Consider the following 18,247-nt stretch of genomic DNA (forward strand, 5'->3'; position numbering starts at 1 on the left):
GAGGGCACCATGTGGGGAACCGAGTGGCCCCGGTTTGAGGTGATCAAGCAGGACACCAAGCATGGCCCCCCGCAGATGGTGGGTTCGGTACACGCCGCTGACCCGGAGCACGCCCTCTTGGTGGCCCGGCACGTGTTCGTGCGGCGCCCCGCCGCCTACGCCCTCTTTGTGGCCCCGGCCGAGGCCTTCTTTCACGTTTCCCAGGAGGGCCTAAAGGATCTGAAGCCCACCAGGAGGGAGGGAGGAAGCGAAGAACCTTACTGGGTCTTCGCCAAGCGGAGCCACCGCCGGAGCATGGTCTACGGGGACCTGGTGGGCCGCTTCCTGGCGCAAGGCCCGGAGGATGCCGTAGCCCAAGCCCTCCTGCAGGCCCAGGGGGTGGCCTTCTGGGCGGTTCCCGAGCGCTTGGTGGTGGGGACCGAGCCCACGGAGGAAGTGGTGGAAAGCTGGTTTGCCCCGGCCAAGGAGAAGACCTACCGCCTGCAAAGCTACTACGGGCTCATCACCGCCAAGGGGGTGGAGAATGCTTGAGGCCTACCTGAAGGACGCCCTGGTGGCCCGGCTCACCGCCTGGGCCGACGATGAGGTGGTCCTGGCCCAGCGGCTTTCCGAGTGGGTGGGGCATGCCCCCATCCTCGAGGAGGATATCGCCATCGCCAACCTGGCCCAGGACGAGCTGGGCCACGCCAAGGTCTGGTTGGAGCTCCGGCAGGAGCTGGACGGCTTCGACCCCGACCGCCTGGTCTACTTCCGCGATCCCCTGGAGTTCCAAAACGCCGTCCTGGTGGAGCTCCCCAAGGGAGACTGGGCCTTCACCATGGTGCGGCAGTACCTCTTTGACGCCTACGAGAACCTCTGGCTCAAGGAGGCGGCCCGGAGCACCTACGCCCCCCTGGCCGAGGCGGCAAGCCGCATCCTGAAGGAGGAAAGGTTCCACCTGAAGCACTCTTCCCTCTGGGTAGAGCGCCTGGGCCAGGGCACGGAGGAATCCCACCGCCGGGCGCAGGAGGCCCTGGAAACCCTCTTCCCCTACGTTCGCCAGCTCTTCCAGCCTCTCCCGGGGGATGAGGCCCTGGTGGAGGCAGGGGTGGTACCGGATCTCAAGGCCCTCGAGGCCCCCTACCTGGAGGAGGTGACCGCCCACCTGGTGCGCTCGGGCTTAAGGCCGCCTGAGGGAGGCTACGTGCCCAAAAGCCGCCAGGAGCACACGGAGTACCTCTGGTCCCTCCTGGCGGAGATGCAGTCCGTGGCCCGCTGGGACCCGGAGGCCAAGACATGGTAGAGCGGTACTGGGAAGCCCTAAAAGGGGTTAAGGACCCGGAGATCCCCGTCCTCAACATCGTGGAGATGGGGATGGTCCTGGGGGTGGAAGCGGAAGGGGAAAAGGTCAGGGTCCGCTTCCGCCCCACCTTTTCCGGCTGCCCTGCCCTACGGCTCATCCGCGAGGAGATCGAAAAGGCCCTGCGGGAGGCAGGAGCCAAGGAGGTGGAGGTGGTGGAGGCCAGGACCCCCTGGAGCACCGAGGACATGGACGAGGAAGCCCGAAGGAAGCTCCTGGGTTACGGCGTGGCCCCACCCCTTCCCCTCCCCCTGGCGGGGAAGGATCCTCCCTGCCCCCGGTGCGAAAGCCGGGAGGTGGTCCTCAAGAACACCTTCGGGGCCACCCTGTGCAAGATGCTCTACCAGTGCGCTGCCTGCGGGGAGGTTTTTGAGGCCTTTAAGACCGTCTGACGGGGAAACCTAAGGCCCGGGACTAGGAAGGCGTACCGGGCCTTTTTCCTGGAAGACATGGAGCGAACACAGATCGGTTTCAAGGAGGGAACCTTGAAGGTAAAAAGCTACCTCATGGGCCAATGGTTGACGGGCGCAGGAGAAGGGGTACCGGTGCAGGATGCCGCCACCCTCGAGGTGCTGGGCCACGTGACCTCGGAGGGCCTGCCCCTCAAGGAGGCGGTGGCCTGGGGAAGGGAGGTAGGGGGGAAGGCCCTCCTTGCCCTGGGCTTCCAGGAGCGGGGCCGAAGGCTTCGGGCCCTGGCGCAGTACCTTTCCGAGCGGAAGGAGGAGCTCTACCGGCTCTACGCCACCACCGGGGGCACCCGTCGGGATACCTGGTACGACGTGGACGGGGGTATTGGGGTACTCTTCACCTACAGCTCCCTGGCCCGGACGCTTCCCGAGGGAAACCTCCTTCCTGAGGAGGAAAGCCTTCCCTTAAGCAAGGACTTTTCCTTCCAGGGTAGGCACCTTTTAGGTCCTAAGGGCGGGATCACGGTTCAGATCAACGCCTTCAACTTCCCGGTCTGGGGCCTTTTGGAGAAGTTCGCCCCTGCCTTCCTGGCGGGGGTGCCCACCCTCGCCAAGCCGGCCACCCCCACCGCCCACGTGGCCGAGGGGTTGGTGCGCCTCATGGTGGAGTCCGGGCTTCTGCCGGAGGGAAGCCTCCAGTTCGTGGCGGGAAGCCTGGGGGATGCCCTGGAGGCCCTGGACCACCGGGATAGCGTCTACTTCACGGGTTCCAAGGCCACGGCAGACCGGTTATGGCGCCACCCCGCCTTTTGGGAGCGGGGCGTCCTCTTCAATGCGGAAACCGACTCCCTAAACGCCGCCATCCTGGGGGAAAAGGCAGGGGAGGAGGAGGTGGAGAGGCTGGCCAGGGAGATCGCCCAGGAGCTTTCCATCAAAACTGGGCAGCGGTGCACGGCCATCCGCCGGGTCCTGGTACCCCAAGGCCGCCTCGAGGCCCTCCTCGAGGCCACCCGGAAGCACCTGGAGGGCCTTAAGCTGGGCGACCCTAGGGAGGAGGGCGTGGACCTGGGGCCCCTGGCCTCCTTAGGGCAAAAGGAGGAGGTGGAAAGGACCGTGGAAGCCCTCCTGGCCGCCGGGGCCAGGGTGTACTGGCAGCACCCGGGCAGGCGGGATGGCGCCTTCTTTCCCCCTACCCTGCTCCTGGCGGAGGATCCCTGGGCGGAAACCCTCCACCAGGTGGAACCCTTCGGCCCGGTGGCCACCTTCTTTCCCTACCGGGACCGGGAGGAAGCCCTGCGCCTGGCCCGGTCGGGAGGAGGGATGCTGGCAGCCACCCTGGCCACCCCTGATCCCGAGGAGGCCCGCTTCTACCTCCTTGGGCTTTCCGGGGAGGTGGGCCGGCTCCACATTCTGAACCGCTTCAACGCCCATAGCTCCACGGGGCACGGCTCCCCCTTGCCCCGCCTCCTCCACGGGGGACCCGGACGGGCAGGAGGTGGGGAGGAGCTGGGAGGGCTTCTTTCCGTAAAGCGGCACCTGGCCCGCCTGGCCCTCCAGGCCGATCCCCACACCCTGCAGGCTCTCACCGGGGAGTACGCCAGGGGAGCGGAAAAACCCGCCAGCATCCACCCCTTCCGCAAGTACTACGAGGAACTGGAGGTTGGGGAAACCCTCTGGACCCATCGCCGCACGGTCACGGAGGCGGACATCGCCCTCTTCGCCCACCTTTCCTGGGACCACTTCTACGCCCACACCGACGAGATCGCCGCCCAAAAGAGCCTTTTCGGGAAGCGGGTGGCCCACGGATACTTCGTCCTCTCCGCCGCCGCCGGGCTCTTCGTGGATCCGGCCCCGGGTCCAGTCCTGGCCAACTACGGCCTCGAGGGCCTGCGCTTCACCGAACCCGTGGGTATCGGGGATACCTTGCAAGCCCGGCTCACGGTGAAGGCCAAACGGCCCAGGGACGAGAAGTCCGGGGTGGTGGAGTGGGCGGTGGAGGTGGTGAACCAGGAGGGCAAAACCGTGGCCGCCTATACCATCCTCACCCTGGTGGCCCGAAAGCCCACGGATGCTTTGCCCTCCGGGCAAACACATTTTGGAGCTTCCTCTTAACCTGTGCTACCATGGGGGTATGGCCGAGCACGAACCGGCCTTCTGCCCTGTCTATGCCGCCTTGAACCTCCTCCAGGAGAAGTGGACCCTGCACATCATCAGGGCTCTCCTGGAAGGCCCCAAGGGGTTCAACGAGCTGTCCCGGGCCATCGGGGGGGTAAACCCCGCCACCCTTTCCCAGCGCCTGGAGCACCTGGTGGATCTCGGCGTGGTGGAAAAGAAGGTGGAATCCTTCATGCCCCCCCGCACCCGGTACAGCCTCACCGAGGCCGGGCGGGAGCTGGAGGCGGTCATCGCCGCCATAGACCGCTGGGCCCGCAGGAACCTCAAGGCCCCCGTGGGCTGAGGTTTCGTGGCCGAGGGCGATCTGGGGTACCCGTGGGCCTCGACCCTTCGAGAACCTATTCCGCTTCCCCGGCCAGGTACTGGAGGTAGTTGGGCAACCCCATCTGGTTCAGGAGTTCCCGCTGGGCCTCCAGCCAGTCCACGTGGCTTTCCTCGTCCTTGAGGATCTCCGCCACCATGTCCCGGGTGCCGTTATCCCCCAGGCTTTGGGCCAGGTTCATGGTTTCGTTGTAGCCCTTTACCGCCTGGAGTTCCCCTTCGTAGTCCCGGAAAAGGATTTCCTCCACCGTTTTGCCGATCCGGATCTCCCCGATCCGGCTCACCTCCGGGAAACCCTCCAGGAAAAGAATGCGCTCGATGTGCCTCTCCGCATGGCGCATCTCGGTGATGGCGTGGGCTTTGAGGTGGCGGGCAAGGGCCTTAAAGCCCCAGTTCTCCGCCATCTCCGCATGGACCATGTATTGCAAGATGGCGGCCAGTTCCTCGGAAAGCCTTTCCTGAAGGCTTTGAATCACATCGGGATGACCTTTCATAAAGGACCTCCAAGGGCATTATACTCCGGCTGGCTCCATCCAGCCTGGAAAAGCTACCGCGCGGGAGAAGTGCCCAGCGGTACCCTCGCCAGGCTTGGCCGTTCCCTCCCGGCTCCAGGTGTCCCCCGCACCTCGAGGTGGTAGGGTTCCTTGGCCTCCTCGGGGAAGTCCTCCCGGAAGTGGGCCCCCCGGCTTTCCTCCCGCAGAAGGGCCATGCGCAAGAGGAGCTGGGCCAAAAGAGCCAGGTGGCCCGCTTCCACGAAGGCACGCAAGGCACGGGGATTCCCGAAAGCAAAGAGGTCCTCAGGAAGAGCTTCCTTCAAGGGAAGACCTTCCAACCAGGCCAAAGCTTGGGCGAGATCCTGTCCCCGACGTACCACCCCAGCTGCCTGGCCCATTCTTTCCTGTAGGGGTTTTAGGTGTTCCGGATCCAGAAGCAGGACGGGTAAGGGCTCTACCCTCTTCGGATGGACTAGGTCCTGAAGGGCTGCCTTGGCGGCCCGCTCCCCCATCACCAGGCCCTCCAGGAGGCTGTTGGAAGCCAGGCGGTTTGCCCCGTGGAAGCCCGTGGAGGCCACCTCCCCGGCGGCGTAGAGGCCAGGGAGGCCCGTGTAGCCCGAAAGATCCGTCCTGACCCCGCCCATGGCGTAGTGGGCCGCAGGAGCCACGGGAATAGGCTCACCGACCGGGTCGAAGCCCAGGGCCCGTGCCGCGGCCACCACCGTGGGAAAACGGGATTCCAGATGGGGAATGGGCCTCAGGTCCAGGTACACTCCCCCGGTCCTTTCCCTCTCCCGGTGGACCGCCCGGGCCACCACGTCCCGGGGGGCAAGCTCCCCCAAAGGATCGTAGCGGGGCATGAAGCGCTCTCCCTGGGCGTTGAGCAGGATGGCTCCTTCCCCCCGGCAGGCTTCGCTCACCAGGCTGCCATCGGGAAGGGCAGTGGGATGGAACTGGATGAATTCCAGATCCCTCAGGGTGGCTCCCGCCAGGTAGGCCAGGGCCATGCCGTCCCCCGTGGCCCCTTTAGGGTTGGTGGTCACGGGGAAAAGCCTCCCCAAACCCCCCGTGGCCAGCAGGACCGCTCCAGCCCGCACCACCTGCAAGCCCTCGGGCCCCAGGACCAAGGCTCCTGCCACCCGCCCTTCCCCGAGGAGCAGGGCCACCGCCATGTAACCCTCCTGGACCGGGCTCCTAAGCCGCTTGAGAAGTCCCTTGAGCAGGAAAAGGCCGCTCCTATCCCCCCCCAGGTGCCGTACCCGCGCCCGGGAGTGCCCCCCCTCCCGGGTGGGCTCGGGGTGGAAGGGAAGCCCCAGGGCAAGAAGCCTTTCCAGGTGCCGGGGAGCTTCCTCCAGGATGGAGCGGGCCACACCCTCCTCCACCAAACCCCGACCGGCCCTAAGGGTGTCCCGGAGGTGGACTTCCAGGTCGCCTTCATCCAAGGGGAAGGCCACCCCTCCCTGGGCCCAGGGGGTGGAACCCGAGGGAAGGGGATCCTTGCTGAGGAGGAGGACCTTAGCCCCTTTTTCCTCCGCCGCCAAGGCAGCGTAGACTCCCGCGATGCCCGCACCCAGGATGAGGAGGTCGGTGGTTAAGGTGACCATGGGTCCCTCTGCCCCTGGGTTTAGCCCACGGCCACCATGGCCTCGAGGGCCCGCCGGGCCTTCTGGGCCACCTCCTCGGGTACCCGGATCACGTGGCGCATCTCCTTAAGGGACAGGTAAACCTTCTCCAGGGTGATCCGCTTCATGTACTCGCAGATGGCATCCGGCTTCACCGGGATGAAGGTCTTTTCCGGAGCCTCCTTGGAGAGGCGGTGGAGGATCCCCACCTCCGTGGCCACCACAAACTCCTTGGCCTCCGCCTTCTTGGCGTAACGCACCATCCCTTCGGTGGAGAGCATCTTGGCGTCCGGTTTGAGGAACAGACAGCTACTGCCGCACCCGCACTCGGGATGGATCATGAACTCAGCCCCGGGGTGCCTCTCCAAAAGGGCCTTCAGGTGTTCCTCGCGGATTCCCGCATGCACATGGCACTCCCCTGGGAAAAGGTCCAGTTTCCTCCCCGTCACCCTGGCCACATGGGCACCCAGGAACATGTCGGGCACGAAGAAGATGGGCCGGTCCTTGGGCAGGCGGGCCACCACCTCCACCGCATTGGCGCTGGTGACGCATACATCCGCCAGAGCCTTCACCTCGGCTTTGGTGTTCACGTAGGCCACCACGATCCCCTCGGGATGGTCCTGCTTCCAGGCCAGGATGTCCTCGGGCCGGATGCTGTCCGCCAGGGAGCAGCCCGCTTCCAGGTCGGGGAGGAGGACGGTTTTCTCCGGGTTCAGGATGGCGGCGGTTTCCGCCATAAAGTGCACCCCGGCGAAGACGATCACCTTCGCCTTGGTTCTTTGGGCCTCCCGGGCTAGGCCCAGGGAGTCCCCCACGAAGTCCGCCACCTCCTGCACCTCAGGAAGCTGGTAAGAGTGGGCCAGGATGACCGCCTGCCGCTCCGCCTTCAGGCGGAGCACCTCTTGGATGAGAATATCCCTTTCCATGCTTTACGCTTCCGCTGGGCTGAAGCCCTGTTCCCAAAAGTGTTCGTCAAAAGCCAAGGCCTTCCTTAAACCCCTTCGTTGCATGAAGAAAAAGCTGGTCCAGTCCACCAGACTGATGTCCCTCCTCCCGGAGGCCAGGAGGGCGGTCAGGGCCACCTGGTGCAGGTCCTCGTCCACGGGAACCGTATGGATAACCTCTAAAAGGCCGTGGCAAAGGGCCCGCACCGCCTCGAGGCCCAATCTTCGCTGGACCAGGGCCACGCTTTCCACCACCACATAGCTGTGGGTTACCAGGCGCTCTCGAGCCGCCAGGAGGCGGCGAAACCCTTCCGCCGCCTGCGGGTGCCGGGCGTCGTCCCGGTCCAGGAGGGCGTAAAGGGCCGAGGTGTCAACGAAGGTGGCCAAGGCGGTCCTCATCCATCGCCAGGTAGCGGTCGTGCTCCTGGCTCACATCCGTAAGGCCCGAGGCAAAGCGGCCCACCACGGCCAAGGCTCGCTCAGCCCGCTCGGGAAAACTCCCGTTCCCCTTCTCCTGGAGATATCCCTCCACCGCCCGGCGCACCAGCTCCGCCAGGGATACCCCTTCCTCCTGGGCCAGGGCCTTTAGGCGCTGGGCCTGCTCCTCGGTGAGCTGTACCTGGGTGCGCACCATACCCCTATGCTAGCACACCATACCATCATGACTACACCACCTGGAGGGAAAGGTCCAGGGCCTTGGCGGAATGGGTCAGGGCCCCCACGCTCACAAAGTCCACCCCGGCCTCGGCGGCAGCCCGGGCTCTTTCCAGGGTCATGTTGCCGCTGGCCTCGAGGGGCACCCGACCTCCCACCCGGCGCACGGCTTCGCGGAGCTCCTCGAGGGGAAAGTTATCCAAAAGAATCAGATCCGCCCCTGCCTCCAAAGCCTCCTCCAGCTCGGCCAGGTTTCCCACCTCCACCTCCACCTTGAGGTAGTGGGGAGCCCCGGCCTTGGCCCTTTTCACCGCCTCGGCCACACCCCCCGCCGCCCGAATGTGGTTCTCCTTGATGAGAATACCGTCAAAAAGGCCATAACGGTGGTTCCTCCCCCCGCCCACCCGCACCGCATACTTCTCCAGGGCCCTGAGGCCCGGAGTGGTCTTGCGGGTATCCAGGACCTGTGCCTTGGTGCCCCTCAAGGCCTCCACGTAAGCCCGGGTTAAGGTGGCGATGCCGGATAGGCGCTGTAGGAGGTTTAAGGCGAGCCTCTCCCCAGCCAGGATGCCCCTTAAGGGCCCCTCGAGGCGGGCTACCTCCTGGCCGGGGCCCACCTTTTCTCCTTCTCCCACCAAAGCAATGAAGGCAATGCGGGCATCCGCCAGGAAAAAGACCTCCTTGGCAACCGGAAGCCCAGCGATGACCCCTTCCTCCTTGGCCAGGATGACGGCGCGGCCCCAAAGATCCTCGGGCACCGTGAGGAGGGTGGTGAGGTCCCCATGGCCGAGGTCCTCGAGGAGCCAGGCCTTTAGGGTTTCCGAAGGCACCATGGCCCCTATTGTAGGCAAAGGAAGGTACCCATAGGGCACCTTGCTGGCAACCTTAAGGTTGCGGGCTCCTCCTTTCTGAGCCCCTTTTTGGAGTGTTCCGCCAAGCTCTCCCAACGACTTGGCAAAGCCCCCACGGCCCGTTGATCCGTGGGGGCAAAAAGAAGGAAAGGGACTACCACGTAAAAGTGGTTGCCCAGGGAGCAACCTCGAGGTGCACGGGCCAAGCCCTGTCCAAGAAGAGAGTATGACCCATGACGGTCTCGTTCGGTAAAGGTTTGGCACTAAGTAGGTTGCCTAAGAGCGCGCTTGGGGTTCCAGCTGCCGGAGGTTGGCTACCGGCAAAGGCAGTTACTCGCAATTGCACCGTGCTTCCTGGCGTAGGCACGACCCCTGCACATCCCGGCGCATTTTCTACGTCTATGTAATAGGTAGCGGCAGTACCAAGGGCTCCTGGGCTTACGAAGTGTCGCCAGTACCGCACCCCAGGTTCTGCTAAAAGGATAGCATAGCCCAGGAAGCTTAGCCCCGGAGAAAAGCCAGAGAAAGCGATGTTGCTGAAGGTGGGTAAGGAGTTAGGGCTGTGACTCTGATTCCCAGACAGGCTAAGGGCTGGTACGCTTAGGTTCAGGGAAGCTCCTGGAGCTACGGCGGGATCGCTTGGGTCATAGCGCCATATGGCCCAGCTGCTGACGTGTTCCGTCCAAAACTGGAGGTAGTCCCCACCAGAAAGGACAGGACGCGGGACGCTTTGGACAGAGGACCCCGGGTTACCAGCAAACCACGAAACTATCGGGAGCTGCACAAAGCTATTTAGGATCAAGCTGGCATCAGAGTTGAATCCCAAGGTTGCGGTAACGGTAAGGGAACTGGCAACTGGGCTGACAGATACGTTCACTGCGTTCCCACCAGAAGTGATGCTAACAGGGCCAGACCGGCCGAAGTAGGAAACCCCACTGGTGTCGGTGCCGTAGACTCCGATCTCCCTAACTCCTTGGGGCACGTTTAGGGGACCATAACTCGTGCCGGTAAGGGGCTGGCTAGTCCCTTCAGCCGCCACCCAACCAGCGGTAAGGGAGGCTCCCGTTATACTCCCGTTCACAGGCGCAAACGGACTGGCGTAAACCCTAGGGCAGCGCACCCTAAGATGCGACCCTAGCTCGTTGCGGACCAGGTCAAGGCTCACGTAAAACTGGCTACCACCTGTCCCGGGGCAAAGGAAGGCAACCTGGAAGCGCGTGCTGTTGAGCAGGGGCAGGTTCCAGCTAGCCTGGTTGACAGGCAGGGCAATCCAAGGTGCGTTGCTGGTGGAGGGGGGCGGACCAGGCCGCCAGGCGGCAGCAATGGGCTGCAAGGGTTGGCCCACCCCGTCTATAAGATCGACAGTCAGGGGAACCAAAGGATTGCCGCCGCACCCCGTAAGAACAAGTAGAACCGTTCCCGTTAATCCTGTACCCAAGTGCTTCAAAACCCTCATGCCATCCCCCTACTGCTGACTGGACGTGGAATTAAGCTTCCCGATTTTTACTTCATCAACTGCAATCTCGCAGTGATAAAGCCCTGTTGGCGCAGTCTGTAACGCTCCAATCCAAAGCTCCACACTGTTATTGATGGTTCCGGAAGGCGCTGTGAAGGTACCGGCTGGACTCCCGTTAACCTTAAAGTTGCTGTAAGGGCCGTCCAGGGTCACCGCCACGTGAGTCCAAGTACCCGTGCTTGTGGAGGGGTTAAAGTTGGCGGGGAACGGCGTGTTAGAAATAAAAGTGTTTGCACCGATCCTCAGAACAGCCCGCACCTGACCAGGACCGACTCCCTCCAGGTATAGGGTGTAGCCGTTTTGCGTGGCAGCATCCCACTTGTCCAGGATGGGATAATATGCTCCTGCTCCGCACTGCACTGGGGCAACCCAGGCTTCAAAGTGGCTGACCGTATTGAGATCGGGAGTACTGGCTACTTTTACGTAGCCGTTTCCATTTCCTGGAAAGTAGAGAGCACCGTTGCTATGCCCTGTAACTGTCCACGGCCCTCCTGTCCCAGGAAAACTTGCTATGGGCCCAGGTATCGCTGTACCAACATTAAAGATGGGGTTCGCCACCACGTCCGCCACGCTGGTGCCGGAGGTTTCGTTCATGGGCCAGTGGGCAACGAGGCATACAGGAGTGTTGCAGGCCATCTGAGGACCGGTACACGCCACCAACGCCGGGGCCAGCACCAAAAAGGCCGCCATGTAAAAAACCACAAAGCTTGGCTTCCTCACGGTTACTCCTCTCTGGAATCTCCTTTCTTGGGGACTCCGCCAGTAGGATAGTTCAAGGAATCTTAACGCACCCTGAACGCGAACACAACATACACTCCGGGGCCCATTGCCCGCAGGCGTGTCGCTATGCTCCCTAAGGCGCCTGACTCAGGTCCAACATCCCCGCTCCCACGGCCTGGGGTGGGTAGGGCAGGGGCTTAGCGTGCTGGGTAAGCTTCTGCTGCACCTGAGCCGGAGTGAGGCTCGGGTCCGCCTGTAGCCAAAGGGCCATGGCCCCGACCACCAGGGGTGTGGCAAACGAGGTGCCCGTGCAGTTTCCCGTGCCGCCCCCAGGCAGAGGGCAGCTCAAGTTCGTGCCTGGGGCCGAGATATCCACGTAGGTTCCTTGGGTGCTGTAGGGAGCAGGCTGCCAGCCTGGTAGAGTTCCCGGCGCGGCCTCCAGGGCCCCTACTGCCACCAGCCCCGGCAGGTCAAAGGCCGCGGGGTAGTGGGCCGGACTTCCCTGGTTCCCCTGATTTCCGGCGGCCACGGCCACGGGAATACCCTGGCTCAAGGCTGCCTGCAAGGCCAGGTTTAACGCTTCCACCGGGGTGTCCCCGCCCAAGCTCAGGTTAAGTACCGTGGAACCGTGGCGGTTTTGCACCACCCAGCACACCCCCCGCACCACCCGACTTGCCCGGCAGACCCCGTTTTCGTCGCAAACTCGCACCGGGATAATCCCGGCATCGGGGGCCACCTCCTTAACCAGCCCCGCCACCCCGGTGCCGTGTCCTCCGGGAAAGGCATCCTGGGGAGTGGTGTCCTCCTCCACGAAGTCATATCCGGGAAGCTGGGGGATGGTGGCGTCCACGCCCGTGTCCAGGACTGCCACCTTCACCCCCTGGCCCGTACGTCCTCGCTGGTGGGCCAGAGGAGCCCCCACGGCTTCCCCACCGGAAATCCCTCCGAGGCTCCAAAGGCTTTCCGGGTCGGCCTTGTAGCTGGGATCCAAAGCCTCCAGTTCCTCGAGGGCTTTCCCCAAAGCCTCCCCGCTATATCCCAACTCCGCCAGGGCAAAGCCGCAACCCGAAAGGTCATCCTTCCGGATGAGGGTGAACCCCGGGGGCAGCTTGGGATCCCGGCCCATGGGGAGCCTAAGAAGAATGCGGTTTCGGTCCACCGTGCCCAGGACTCCAAGTTCTCCCCGGGCCTCCCGGTTTCCCGCCACCACCCGCACGGGCTTGGGCCCTCCGGGGACCGCGGGCACCCGGAACCGGACCCGCTCCTCCACCCGCAGGGTGACCTCAGCCTCCACCCCGCCCACGAACACCCGGGCCTCGAGGCCCATCATCCCCCTCAGCCTGGCCTCCACCTCCTCCCCTACCAGGGCCCGGCTGGGGGAAAGGGAAAGGCTTGGCTCTGGCGGCGTACAGGCCAGCAAGAGCAAGGGCAACAACAACCACACTTTGCGCATCCTCCACCTCGCTTAAGAAGAGGTTAAACCCCTCGAGGTCCAGGAGGCTCAGCGGCATACCCCAAGGGCCCAACCTGGCTTTTGCCAGGACGTGTCCGGCCTGTTTATGCCTGGTTCCCACCGAACGGGGGTTCCTGCCACCTGGCCCACCTCCTGTGGCAAGGGTAGCCAAGGGGGGCTTAACGAACCCTGAACGAACCCCCTGGGGGCGGCCCCGCCCCCAGGGGGACCAGGGCTACGGTTCAGTACAGGAAGAAGCCTCCCGCGTACCTGTAGAGGTAGAAACCTCCCGCGTACCTGTAGACGTAGAAACCTCCCGCGTAGTACGAGGTCGTCGCCGCTTCCTCAGGCCCTTCCACCCCGTAAAGGAAGAAGCCTCCCGTGTAGCGATCCAGGGAGGCCTCCTTCTCCCCCGAGGCCAGGGCCGGTGCCAGGAAGCCCAGGGCAAGAACGAGAACCAGCATCGCCTTCCTCAACATCGCCTTCACCTCCTTGGCGGCTTCCTTTTTTCGCCGCCAGCTTTCTTTTAGGCCAAGGGGGCTGAACGGGGCCTTAACGTTGGGTGAACGCCCCGAGGTGCTTCCGGTAGCGCTCCGCCAGCACGGTGTACTGGGCTTCCTCCAAAAGGGCGATGGCTTCCTCCAGGGTGGCGGGATCCTGCCTCAGCTCGGCCAGGTTAGCCAAGACGGCAGCGGTGAGCACCCAGTCCCGACCCTCCTTGGCCAGGCGAAGGGCTTTTTGGTAGGCGGCCTCCGCCTCCTCCCTTCTTCCCTGGCGGTGGTAAAGGGCTCCCAGGTTGTTCCAGGCCCGGCCCATGGCCTCCAGGACCCCTGCCTCCTCCGCCAGGCCCAGGGCCTGCTGGTAAAGGACCTCTGCCTCCTCGGGGCGGCCCTGCCGCTCCCGCACCACCCCCAGGTTGAGGAGCACCCGGGCCCGGAGGAGGGGGGTATCCCCAGCTGCCTCCAGGGCCTCCATGAGGACTTCCTCCGCCTGAGGGCTTCCCATTTCAAAAAGGGCCACTGCCCGGTTGTTCAAGGCGTCCACCTGGCGGGCCACTTCCCCTGCCGCCAGGAAGCGCACCGCCGCCCGGGCAAAGAGATCGGCGGCCCTGGCGAACTCCCCCCGGCTGATGGCGGCGAGGCCCTCGAGGTTCAGGGCCTCCCCTTGCGCCCAGGGGCTTCCCTCCCTGGCAAGGGCTGCTTCCTTAAGGGCTTCCTCCACCTGCCCCAGGCGGAAGAGGATCCCTCCCCGCACCGCGGCGGTTTCGGAGCGGGGGTGGGTGGATCCAGAACCCTGGGTCTCCAGGGCTTCCAGGGCCTCGAGGGCCTCCCGGTACCGGCCTAGCCTTTCCAGGGCCCTGGCCTTCAGAAGGAGGGCCTCAGGCTCACCCGGTAACACGTGGAGCAAATCCAAAGCCAAGCCGGGGTTTTCCGAAAGGAGGGCGCGGGCTTCCTGCAGGATAGCAACCCCCGCCCGCTTGCGGTCCTCCTCCTCCCAGAGGGGCCGGGACACCAGGTAAAGGGGAAGGGCTTCCTGAAGTGGCAGGTGGCGGGCCAGGGCCAGGGCAGCTTCCTGGGCTTCCAGGGGAAAGCTTTGATGAAGCTGGGGATCCAGGGGTCTTGAGGCCTGGGGGAACCCCACGAGCCGCATGGCCCTCCCTCCCTCTCGGATAAGCCCAGCCTCCTGAATCCTTTCCAGGGTACTCACGGATACCCCCAGGGCCTCCACCGCTTCCCGGGGTCGGAAAAAAAGCCCCCAGAAGACCTTGCGGGCCTCCTTGGGCAAGGGGGATGGCGGATGGAACTCCTCCTCGGCTCCCTCGAGGGCAAAGGCCACTCCCGGTAGAGCCTGGGCCTCCTCCAGGAGGACCTTCCCCCTTTCCGGGAGACCCAGGAGGTAAAAAGCCCGGGCCTGGGCGGCAAAGGCCCTGTGGACCTCCAGGGCGACCCGCTCCCGGGTGCTCCACACCCACTCCTCCAGTTCCTCTCCCAAGGGAAGCTCCACCCCCTCCAGGAAGGTTCCCCGGTAAAGCCGGCGGGCTTCCTCCAACTGACCTTCCCTAAGAGCTTGGCGGAGGGCCTCGAGGTCCGTGGAAACCCGGGCCCGGAGGATCTCATTCCCCTCTATAGCCCCCGTGGGCTTCAGCTGGTTCAAGGCCACGGAGAGACTGTTTAACGGGTCCTGGGCCCGGGGCCAGAAGAGCTGGGCCAGGTGCCGGCGGGCCTTGGGCCCCTCCAAGGCTAAATAGGCGAGAAGCAGAAGGGGTTTTAAGCGGTGGAAGGTATGCCCCTCCAACTCCAGCCCCCCCAGCACCCGGAGCATGCCTCCATCTTAAGAGGCCTTTGCCCTTTCACCAAGGTAGTCCACGGGCCTGGTGCGCCGTGTGAGGTGGCTACCTTTGTATCCTTCCCTGAGCGGCTAGGCTAAGGGCATGGCCAACCGCCTAAGGGGTTCTAGAAGCCCTTACCTCCTCCAGCATGCGGAAGACCCCGTGGACTGGTACCCCTTTGGGGAGGAAGCCTTTAGCGCGGCCTTGCAGGAGGATAAACCCATCTTCCTCTCCGTGGGGTATAGCGCCTGCCACTGGTGCCACGTGATGCACCGGGAGTCCTTCAAAGACCCCGAGGTGGCGGGGATCCTCAACCGGCACTTTATCCCGGTGAAGGTGGACCGGGAGGAGCGGCCCGATGTGGACGCCGCCTATATGCAGGCCCTCATCAGCCTCACCGGCCAGGGGGGCTGGCCCATGAGCCTCTTCCTCACCCCGGAGGGGAAGCCCTTCTTCGGGGGAACGTATTTCCCCAAGGAAGACCGCGGAAGTCTTCCCTCTTTTAGACGGGTCCTCCTGGCGGTAGCCCAGGCCTGGCGGGAGGAACGGGAGGCCATCACCAGGGAGGCGGAACGCCTTTCCCAAGCCCTTTGGCGAAGCCTTACTCCTCCTCCCGGACCCGTGCCCCAGGATGTGGAGGAAAAAGCTTTGTCGTTTCTTGCCCGATCCTTTGATCCGGAGTGGGGTGGGCTTCTCCCCGCACCCAAGTTTCCCCAAGGTAACCTCCTCCTTTATCTCCTGGCCTTGGCCTGGCGGGGCAAGGAGGAGGACCGCGGGATCCTCCACAAGACCCTAAGGGCCATGGCCCTGGGTGGGGTCTACGACCAGGTCGGTGGAGGGTTCCACCGTTACGCCGTGGACCGCTTCTGGTACCTCCCCCACTTTGAAAAGATGCTTTACGACAACGCCCTCCTGGCCCGGGTCTACCTGGGGGCTTACCGGGTCTTCGCCGACCCCCTTTTTCTCAGGGTGGCCCGGGAAACCCTGGACTGGCTTCTTTCCATGCAAAGCCCTGGCCAAGGAGGGTTTTACACGGCTTTGGATGCGGAAAGCGAGGGGGAGGAAGGACGCTACTACACCTGGACCCCGGACGAGCTGCAGGCAGCCTCGGGGGAGGATTACCCCCTGGCCCACCGCTATTTTGCCCTGGGGAAGGCCCCGCCCCTGGAGGGAGGGAACTCTCCCAGGTACGTGCTTACCGCCTGGGGTGAGGAAGAGGTAAAGAGGGAGCTGGGGGAAGGCTTTGCAGCCTGGCGGGAGGGCCTCCGGGCTAGGCTTCTTGCCTTAAGGCGACGTCGCATGCCCCCCAACTTGGACGACAAGGTCTTAGCTGACTGGTCTGCCTTGGCGGTGCGGGCCTTGGCCGAGGCGGGCAGGCTTTTAAGGGACGACCGCTACTTGATGGCGGCCCGGCGCGGGGCCCACTTCCTGGTGGAAACCATGGGCAAGGATGGCCTTATACGCCACGTATGGCGGGCTGGGGCCCTAGGGGAAGAGGCTTTCCTCCAAGACCAAAGCTTTACCGCCTTGGCCTTACTGGAGCTTTACACCGCCACCGGCGAGTGGCCCTATCTGGAGAAGGCAAGGTCCTTGGCGGAGGCAGCCTGGGGGGTCTTTCGAGGGGAGGGTTTTGAAGGACCAAGCACCCCTCCGGCCCTGAACTCCCTTCCCCTTCCCGCCAAGGAGGTGGAGGAAACCACCCTTCCCTCTGGCAAAAGCGCCCTGGCCGAGGCCTTCTGGCGCTTGCAGGCCGCCTTTGGCGGGGACTACCGCAGGCGGGCCGAGTTGCTTTTGGAGGAAGGGGCCCTGTGGCTTGAGCGCCATCCCCACGCCCTACCTGGCTTGCTCCTGGTTCACCGCCTCCTCAAGGAAGGAACGGAGCTTGCCCTCCCCACGCCCTCCCCGATTCTGGAGTCGGTACGGGAGCTCTACCTACCCCTTACCCAGTTGGTAGTAGGGCCTGCGGATGCTCTTCCGGGCCTTCTAGGGCGGGAGCCCGGAAGGGCCTACCTGTGCCGGGAGGGAGCCTGCCGGTTACCGGTTGAGGAGGTGAATAGCCTGGTGGAGGAGGTACGGGCGGTCTATGGTGGGTAATCCCCCTTACTTGTGTACCTATTCACGATTAAAACAGCTTGTGCTTTTCCTCTCTCTGCAAGACGATTGACTTTCCCTCCCACCTCCCCTACACTGTTACCGAACGGTCGGTAAGGAGGTCCCATGCCCGAAGCCTGGATTGTGGAAGCACTCAGAACCCCCATCGGCAAGCACGGGGGTGCCCTGGCCAGTGTGCGCCCCGACGATCTCCTGGCCCTAGCCCTCTCCGCCCTCATGGAACGAAGCGGGGTCCCCAAGGAGGAGGTGGAGGACGTCTACGCCGGCTGCGCCAACCAAGCCGGAGAAGACAACCGCAACGTGGCCCGCATGGCCCTCCTCCTGGCGGGTTTCCCCGTGGAAGTGGCGGGGTGCACGGTCAACCGCCTCTGCGGATCCGGTCTGGAGGCCGTGGCCCAGGCGGTGCGGGCCATCTGGGCAGGGGAAGGCCAGGTCTACATCGGGAGCGGGGTGGAGTCCATGTCCCGGGCTCCCTTTGTGGTGCCCAAGGCGGAAAGGCCCTTCCCCACCGGCAACCAGGTGATGTACGACACCACCCTGGGCTGGCGCCTGATTAACCCCAAAATGCAGGCCCTTTACGGCACGGAAAGCATGGGGGAAACCGCCGAGAACCTGGCGGAGATGTACCAGATCCCCCGGGAGGAGCAGGACCGCTTCGCCCTCCTCTCCCATCAAAAGGCCATCCGCGCCTGGGACGAGGGGCGCTTCGCCAAGGAGGTGGTCCCCGTGCCCGTGAAGCGGGGGAAGGAGGAAGTCCGGGTGGAGGTGGATGAGGGGCCAAGGAGGGATACCTCCCTGGAGAAACTGGCCCAGCTCAGGCCCGTGTTCCGGGAAGGGGGCACGGTGACCGCAGGAAACTCCAGCCCCCTGAACGATGGGGCCGCCGCGGTCCTCCTGGTCTCCGATGCCTACGCCAAGGCCCACGGCCTCAACCCCCTGGCCCGGGTGCGGAGCATCGCCGTGGCCGGGGTTCCCCCCAGGATCATGGGCATCGGGCCAGTGCCTGCCACCAAGAAGGCCTTGGAACGGGCAGGGCTTACCCTGAAGGACATCGGCCTGATTGAACTCAACGAAGCCTTCGCCGCCCAGAGCCTCGCCGTGCTCAGGGAGTGGGGCCTGGACATGGAGGACCCCCGTCTGAATCCCAACGGCGGGGCCATTGCCATCGGCCACCCCCTGGGAGCCTCCGGAGCCCGCATCCTCACCACCCTGCTCCACGAAATGCAGCGCAGAAAAGTTCAGTTCGGTCTGGCTACTATGTGCATCGGTGTGGGTCAGGGAATCGCCATGGTGGTGGAGGCGGTGTGAGG

Annotated in this window: 17 protein-coding genes; 7 read left to right on the forward strand and 10 right to left on the reverse strand. The window is 64.4% G+C overall.

Annotated features, from left to right (window positions below; translation table 11 throughout):
* Positions 1-9: 9 nt before the first annotated feature.
* The 5 genes from KQ693_RS09345 to KQ693_RS09365 all read left to right on the forward strand — a co-directional run bounded on the left by KQ693_RS09345 (position 10) and on the right by KQ693_RS09365 (position 4,204).
* A complete protein-coding gene (locus tag KQ693_RS09345; protein WP_267261051.1) occupies positions 10-531 on the forward strand; it encodes a phenylacetic acid degradation protein in 522 nt (173 codons plus the stop codon).
* On the forward strand, positions 524-1,282 hold the full coding sequence (paaC, locus tag KQ693_RS09350; protein WP_267261052.1) for a 1,2-phenylacetyl-CoA epoxidase subunit PaaC: 759 nt from the start codon (positions 524-526) through the stop codon (positions 1,280-1,282). Before KQ693_RS09345 ends, paaC begins: the two co-directional genes overlap by 8 nt.
* Positions 1,276-1,731: a 1,2-phenylacetyl-CoA epoxidase subunit PaaD gene (gene paaD / locus KQ693_RS09355; protein WP_267261053.1), complete on the forward strand. Its 456-nt coding sequence runs from the start codon at positions 1,276-1,278 to the stop codon at positions 1,729-1,731. The genes paaC and paaD overlap by 7 nt, the downstream gene beginning before the upstream one ends.
* Before the next feature lie 93 nt (positions 1,732-1,824).
* Positions 1,825-3,858 (forward strand): phenylacetic acid degradation bifunctional protein PaaZ, encoded by a 2,034-nt coding sequence (paaZ, locus tag KQ693_RS09360; protein ID WP_267262375.1) that lies wholly within the window; start codon positions 1,825-1,827, stop codon positions 3,856-3,858.
* Between the two features lie 19 nt (positions 3,859-3,877).
* Positions 3,878-4,204 carry a winged helix-turn-helix transcriptional regulator gene (locus KQ693_RS09365; RefSeq protein WP_267261054.1) on the forward strand — a complete coding sequence of 109 codons (327 nt, stop codon included), beginning with the start codon at positions 3,878-3,880 and terminating at the stop codon, positions 4,202-4,204.
* A 55-nt stretch (positions 4,205-4,259) separates the two neighbouring features.
* Here KQ693_RS09365 and bfr read toward each other — a convergent pair whose 3' ends face one another.
* The 10 genes from bfr to KQ693_RS09415 all read right to left on the reverse strand — a co-directional run bounded on the left by bfr (position 4,260) and on the right by KQ693_RS09415 (position 14,818).
* Positions 4,260-4,736: a bacterioferritin gene (bfr, locus tag KQ693_RS09370; RefSeq protein ID WP_267261055.1), complete on the reverse strand. Its 477-nt coding sequence runs from the start codon at positions 4,734-4,736 to the stop codon at positions 4,260-4,262.
* A gap of 53 nt (positions 4,737-4,789) precedes the next feature.
* Positions 4,790-6,340: an L-aspartate oxidase gene (gene nadB / locus KQ693_RS09375; protein ID WP_267261056.1), complete on the reverse strand. Its 1,551-nt coding sequence runs from the start codon at positions 6,338-6,340 to the stop codon at positions 4,790-4,792.
* Positions 6,341-6,360: 20 nt separating this feature from the next.
* Positions 6,361-7,284: a quinolinate synthase NadA gene (gene nadA, locus KQ693_RS09380; RefSeq protein ID WP_267261057.1), complete on the reverse strand. Its 924-nt coding sequence runs from the start codon at positions 7,282-7,284 to the stop codon at positions 6,361-6,363.
* 3 nt (positions 7,285-7,287) lie between these two features.
* The gene (locus KQ693_RS09385) at positions 7,288-7,689 is read right to left on the reverse strand and encodes a type II toxin-antitoxin system VapC family toxin (protein WP_244922447.1); all 402 of its coding nucleotides are present in this window, start codon (positions 7,687-7,689) and stop codon (positions 7,288-7,290) included.
* Positions 7,673-7,936, reverse strand: a complete 264-nt coding sequence (locus tag KQ693_RS09390; RefSeq protein WP_126164848.1) for a ribbon-helix-helix domain-containing protein — start codon at positions 7,934-7,936, stop codon at positions 7,673-7,675. The genes KQ693_RS09385 and KQ693_RS09390 overlap by 17 nt, the downstream gene beginning before the upstream one ends.
* 31 nt (positions 7,937-7,967) lie before the next feature.
* Positions 7,968-8,789, reverse strand: a complete 822-nt coding sequence (nadC, locus tag KQ693_RS09395) for a carboxylating nicotinate-nucleotide diphosphorylase (RefSeq protein WP_267261058.1) — start codon at positions 8,787-8,789, stop codon at positions 7,968-7,970.
* Between the two features lie 1,483 nt (positions 8,790-10,272).
* Complete coding sequence (locus tag KQ693_RS09400; RefSeq protein WP_267261059.1) at positions 10,273-11,043, reverse strand: LamG-like jellyroll fold domain-containing protein; 771 nt, start codon at positions 11,041-11,043, stop codon at positions 10,273-10,275.
* A 133-nt stretch (positions 11,044-11,176) separates the two neighbouring features.
* Positions 11,177-12,496 carry a S8 family peptidase gene (locus KQ693_RS09405; protein ID WP_267261060.1) on the reverse strand — a complete coding sequence of 440 codons (1,320 nt, stop codon included), beginning with the start codon at positions 12,494-12,496 and terminating at the stop codon, positions 11,177-11,179.
* Between the two features lie 242 nt (positions 12,497-12,738).
* A complete protein-coding gene (locus tag KQ693_RS09410; protein WP_267261061.1) occupies positions 12,739-12,960 on the reverse strand; it encodes a hypothetical protein in 222 nt (73 codons plus the stop codon).
* Between the two features lie 88 nt (positions 12,961-13,048).
* The gene (locus tag KQ693_RS09415; protein WP_267261062.1) at positions 13,049-14,818 is read right to left on the reverse strand and encodes a tetratricopeptide repeat protein; all 1,770 of its coding nucleotides are present in this window, start codon (positions 14,816-14,818) and stop codon (positions 13,049-13,051) included.
* A 109-nt stretch (positions 14,819-14,927) separates the two neighbouring features.
* Between KQ693_RS09415 and KQ693_RS09420 the strand changes: the two genes are divergently transcribed.
* Entirely contained in the window at positions 14,928-16,919 is a 1,992-nt protein-coding gene (locus KQ693_RS09420) for a thioredoxin domain-containing protein (protein WP_267261063.1), read from the forward strand.
* Between the two features lie 123 nt (positions 16,920-17,042).
* A complete protein-coding gene (locus KQ693_RS09425) occupies positions 17,043-18,245 on the forward strand; it encodes a thiolase family protein (RefSeq protein WP_267261064.1) in 1,203 nt (400 codons plus the stop codon).
* The last annotated feature ends 2 nt before the right edge of the window (positions 18,246-18,247 follow it).

This window comes from Thermus brevis (assembly GCF_026427635.1).
In the GTDB taxonomy this organism is placed as follows: Bacteria; Deinococcota; Deinococci; order Deinococcales; family Thermaceae; genus Thermus; species Thermus antranikianii.

Coding starts and splice junctions, on each gene's coding strand:
- nadA (WP_267261057.1), bottom strand. CDS start 7,284: ATGGAAAGGGATATTCTCATCCAAGAGGTGCTCCGCCTGAAGGCGGAG.
- KQ693_RS09365 (WP_267261054.1), top strand. CDS start 3,878: ATGGCCGAGCACGAACCGGCCTTCTGCCCTGTCTATGCCGCCTTGAAC.
- paaC (WP_267261052.1), top strand. CDS start 524: ATGCTTGAGGCCTACCTGAAGGACGCCCTGGTGGCCCGGCTCACCGCC.
- KQ693_RS09345 (WP_267261051.1), top strand. CDS start 10: ATGTGGGGAACCGAGTGGCCCCGGTTTGAGGTGATCAAGCAGGACACC.
- bfr (WP_267261055.1), bottom strand. CDS start 4,736: ATGAAAGGTCATCCCGATGTGATTCAAAGCCTTCAGGAAAGGCTTTCC.
- nadB (WP_267261056.1), bottom strand. CDS start 6,340: ATGGTCACCTTAACCACCGACCTCCTCATCCTGGGTGCGGGCATCGCG.
- KQ693_RS09425 (WP_267261064.1), top strand. CDS start 17,043: ATGCCCGAAGCCTGGATTGTGGAAGCACTCAGAACCCCCATCGGCAAG.
- KQ693_RS09410 (WP_267261061.1), bottom strand. CDS start 12,960: ATGCTGGTTCTCGTTCTTGCCCTGGGCTTCCTGGCACCGGCCCTGGCC.
- KQ693_RS09420 (WP_267261063.1), top strand. CDS start 14,928: ATGGCCAACCGCCTAAGGGGTTCTAGAAGCCCTTACCTCCTCCAGCAT.
- paaD (WP_267261053.1), top strand. CDS start 1,276: ATGGTAGAGCGGTACTGGGAAGCCCTAAAAGGGGTTAAGGACCCGGAG.
- KQ693_RS09415 (WP_267261062.1), bottom strand. CDS start 14,818: ATGCTCCGGGTGCTGGGGGGGCTGGAGTTGGAGGGGCATACCTTCCAC.
- KQ693_RS09405 (WP_267261060.1), bottom strand. CDS start 12,496: ATGCGCAAAGTGTGGTTGTTGTTGCCCTTGCTCTTGCTGGCCTGTACG.
- nadC (WP_267261058.1), bottom strand. CDS start 8,789: ATGGTGCCTTCGGAAACCCTAAAGGCCTGGCTCCTCGAGGACCTCGGC.
- KQ693_RS09390 (WP_126164848.1), bottom strand. CDS start 7,936: ATGGTGCGCACCCAGGTACAGCTCACCGAGGAGCAGGCCCAGCGCCTA.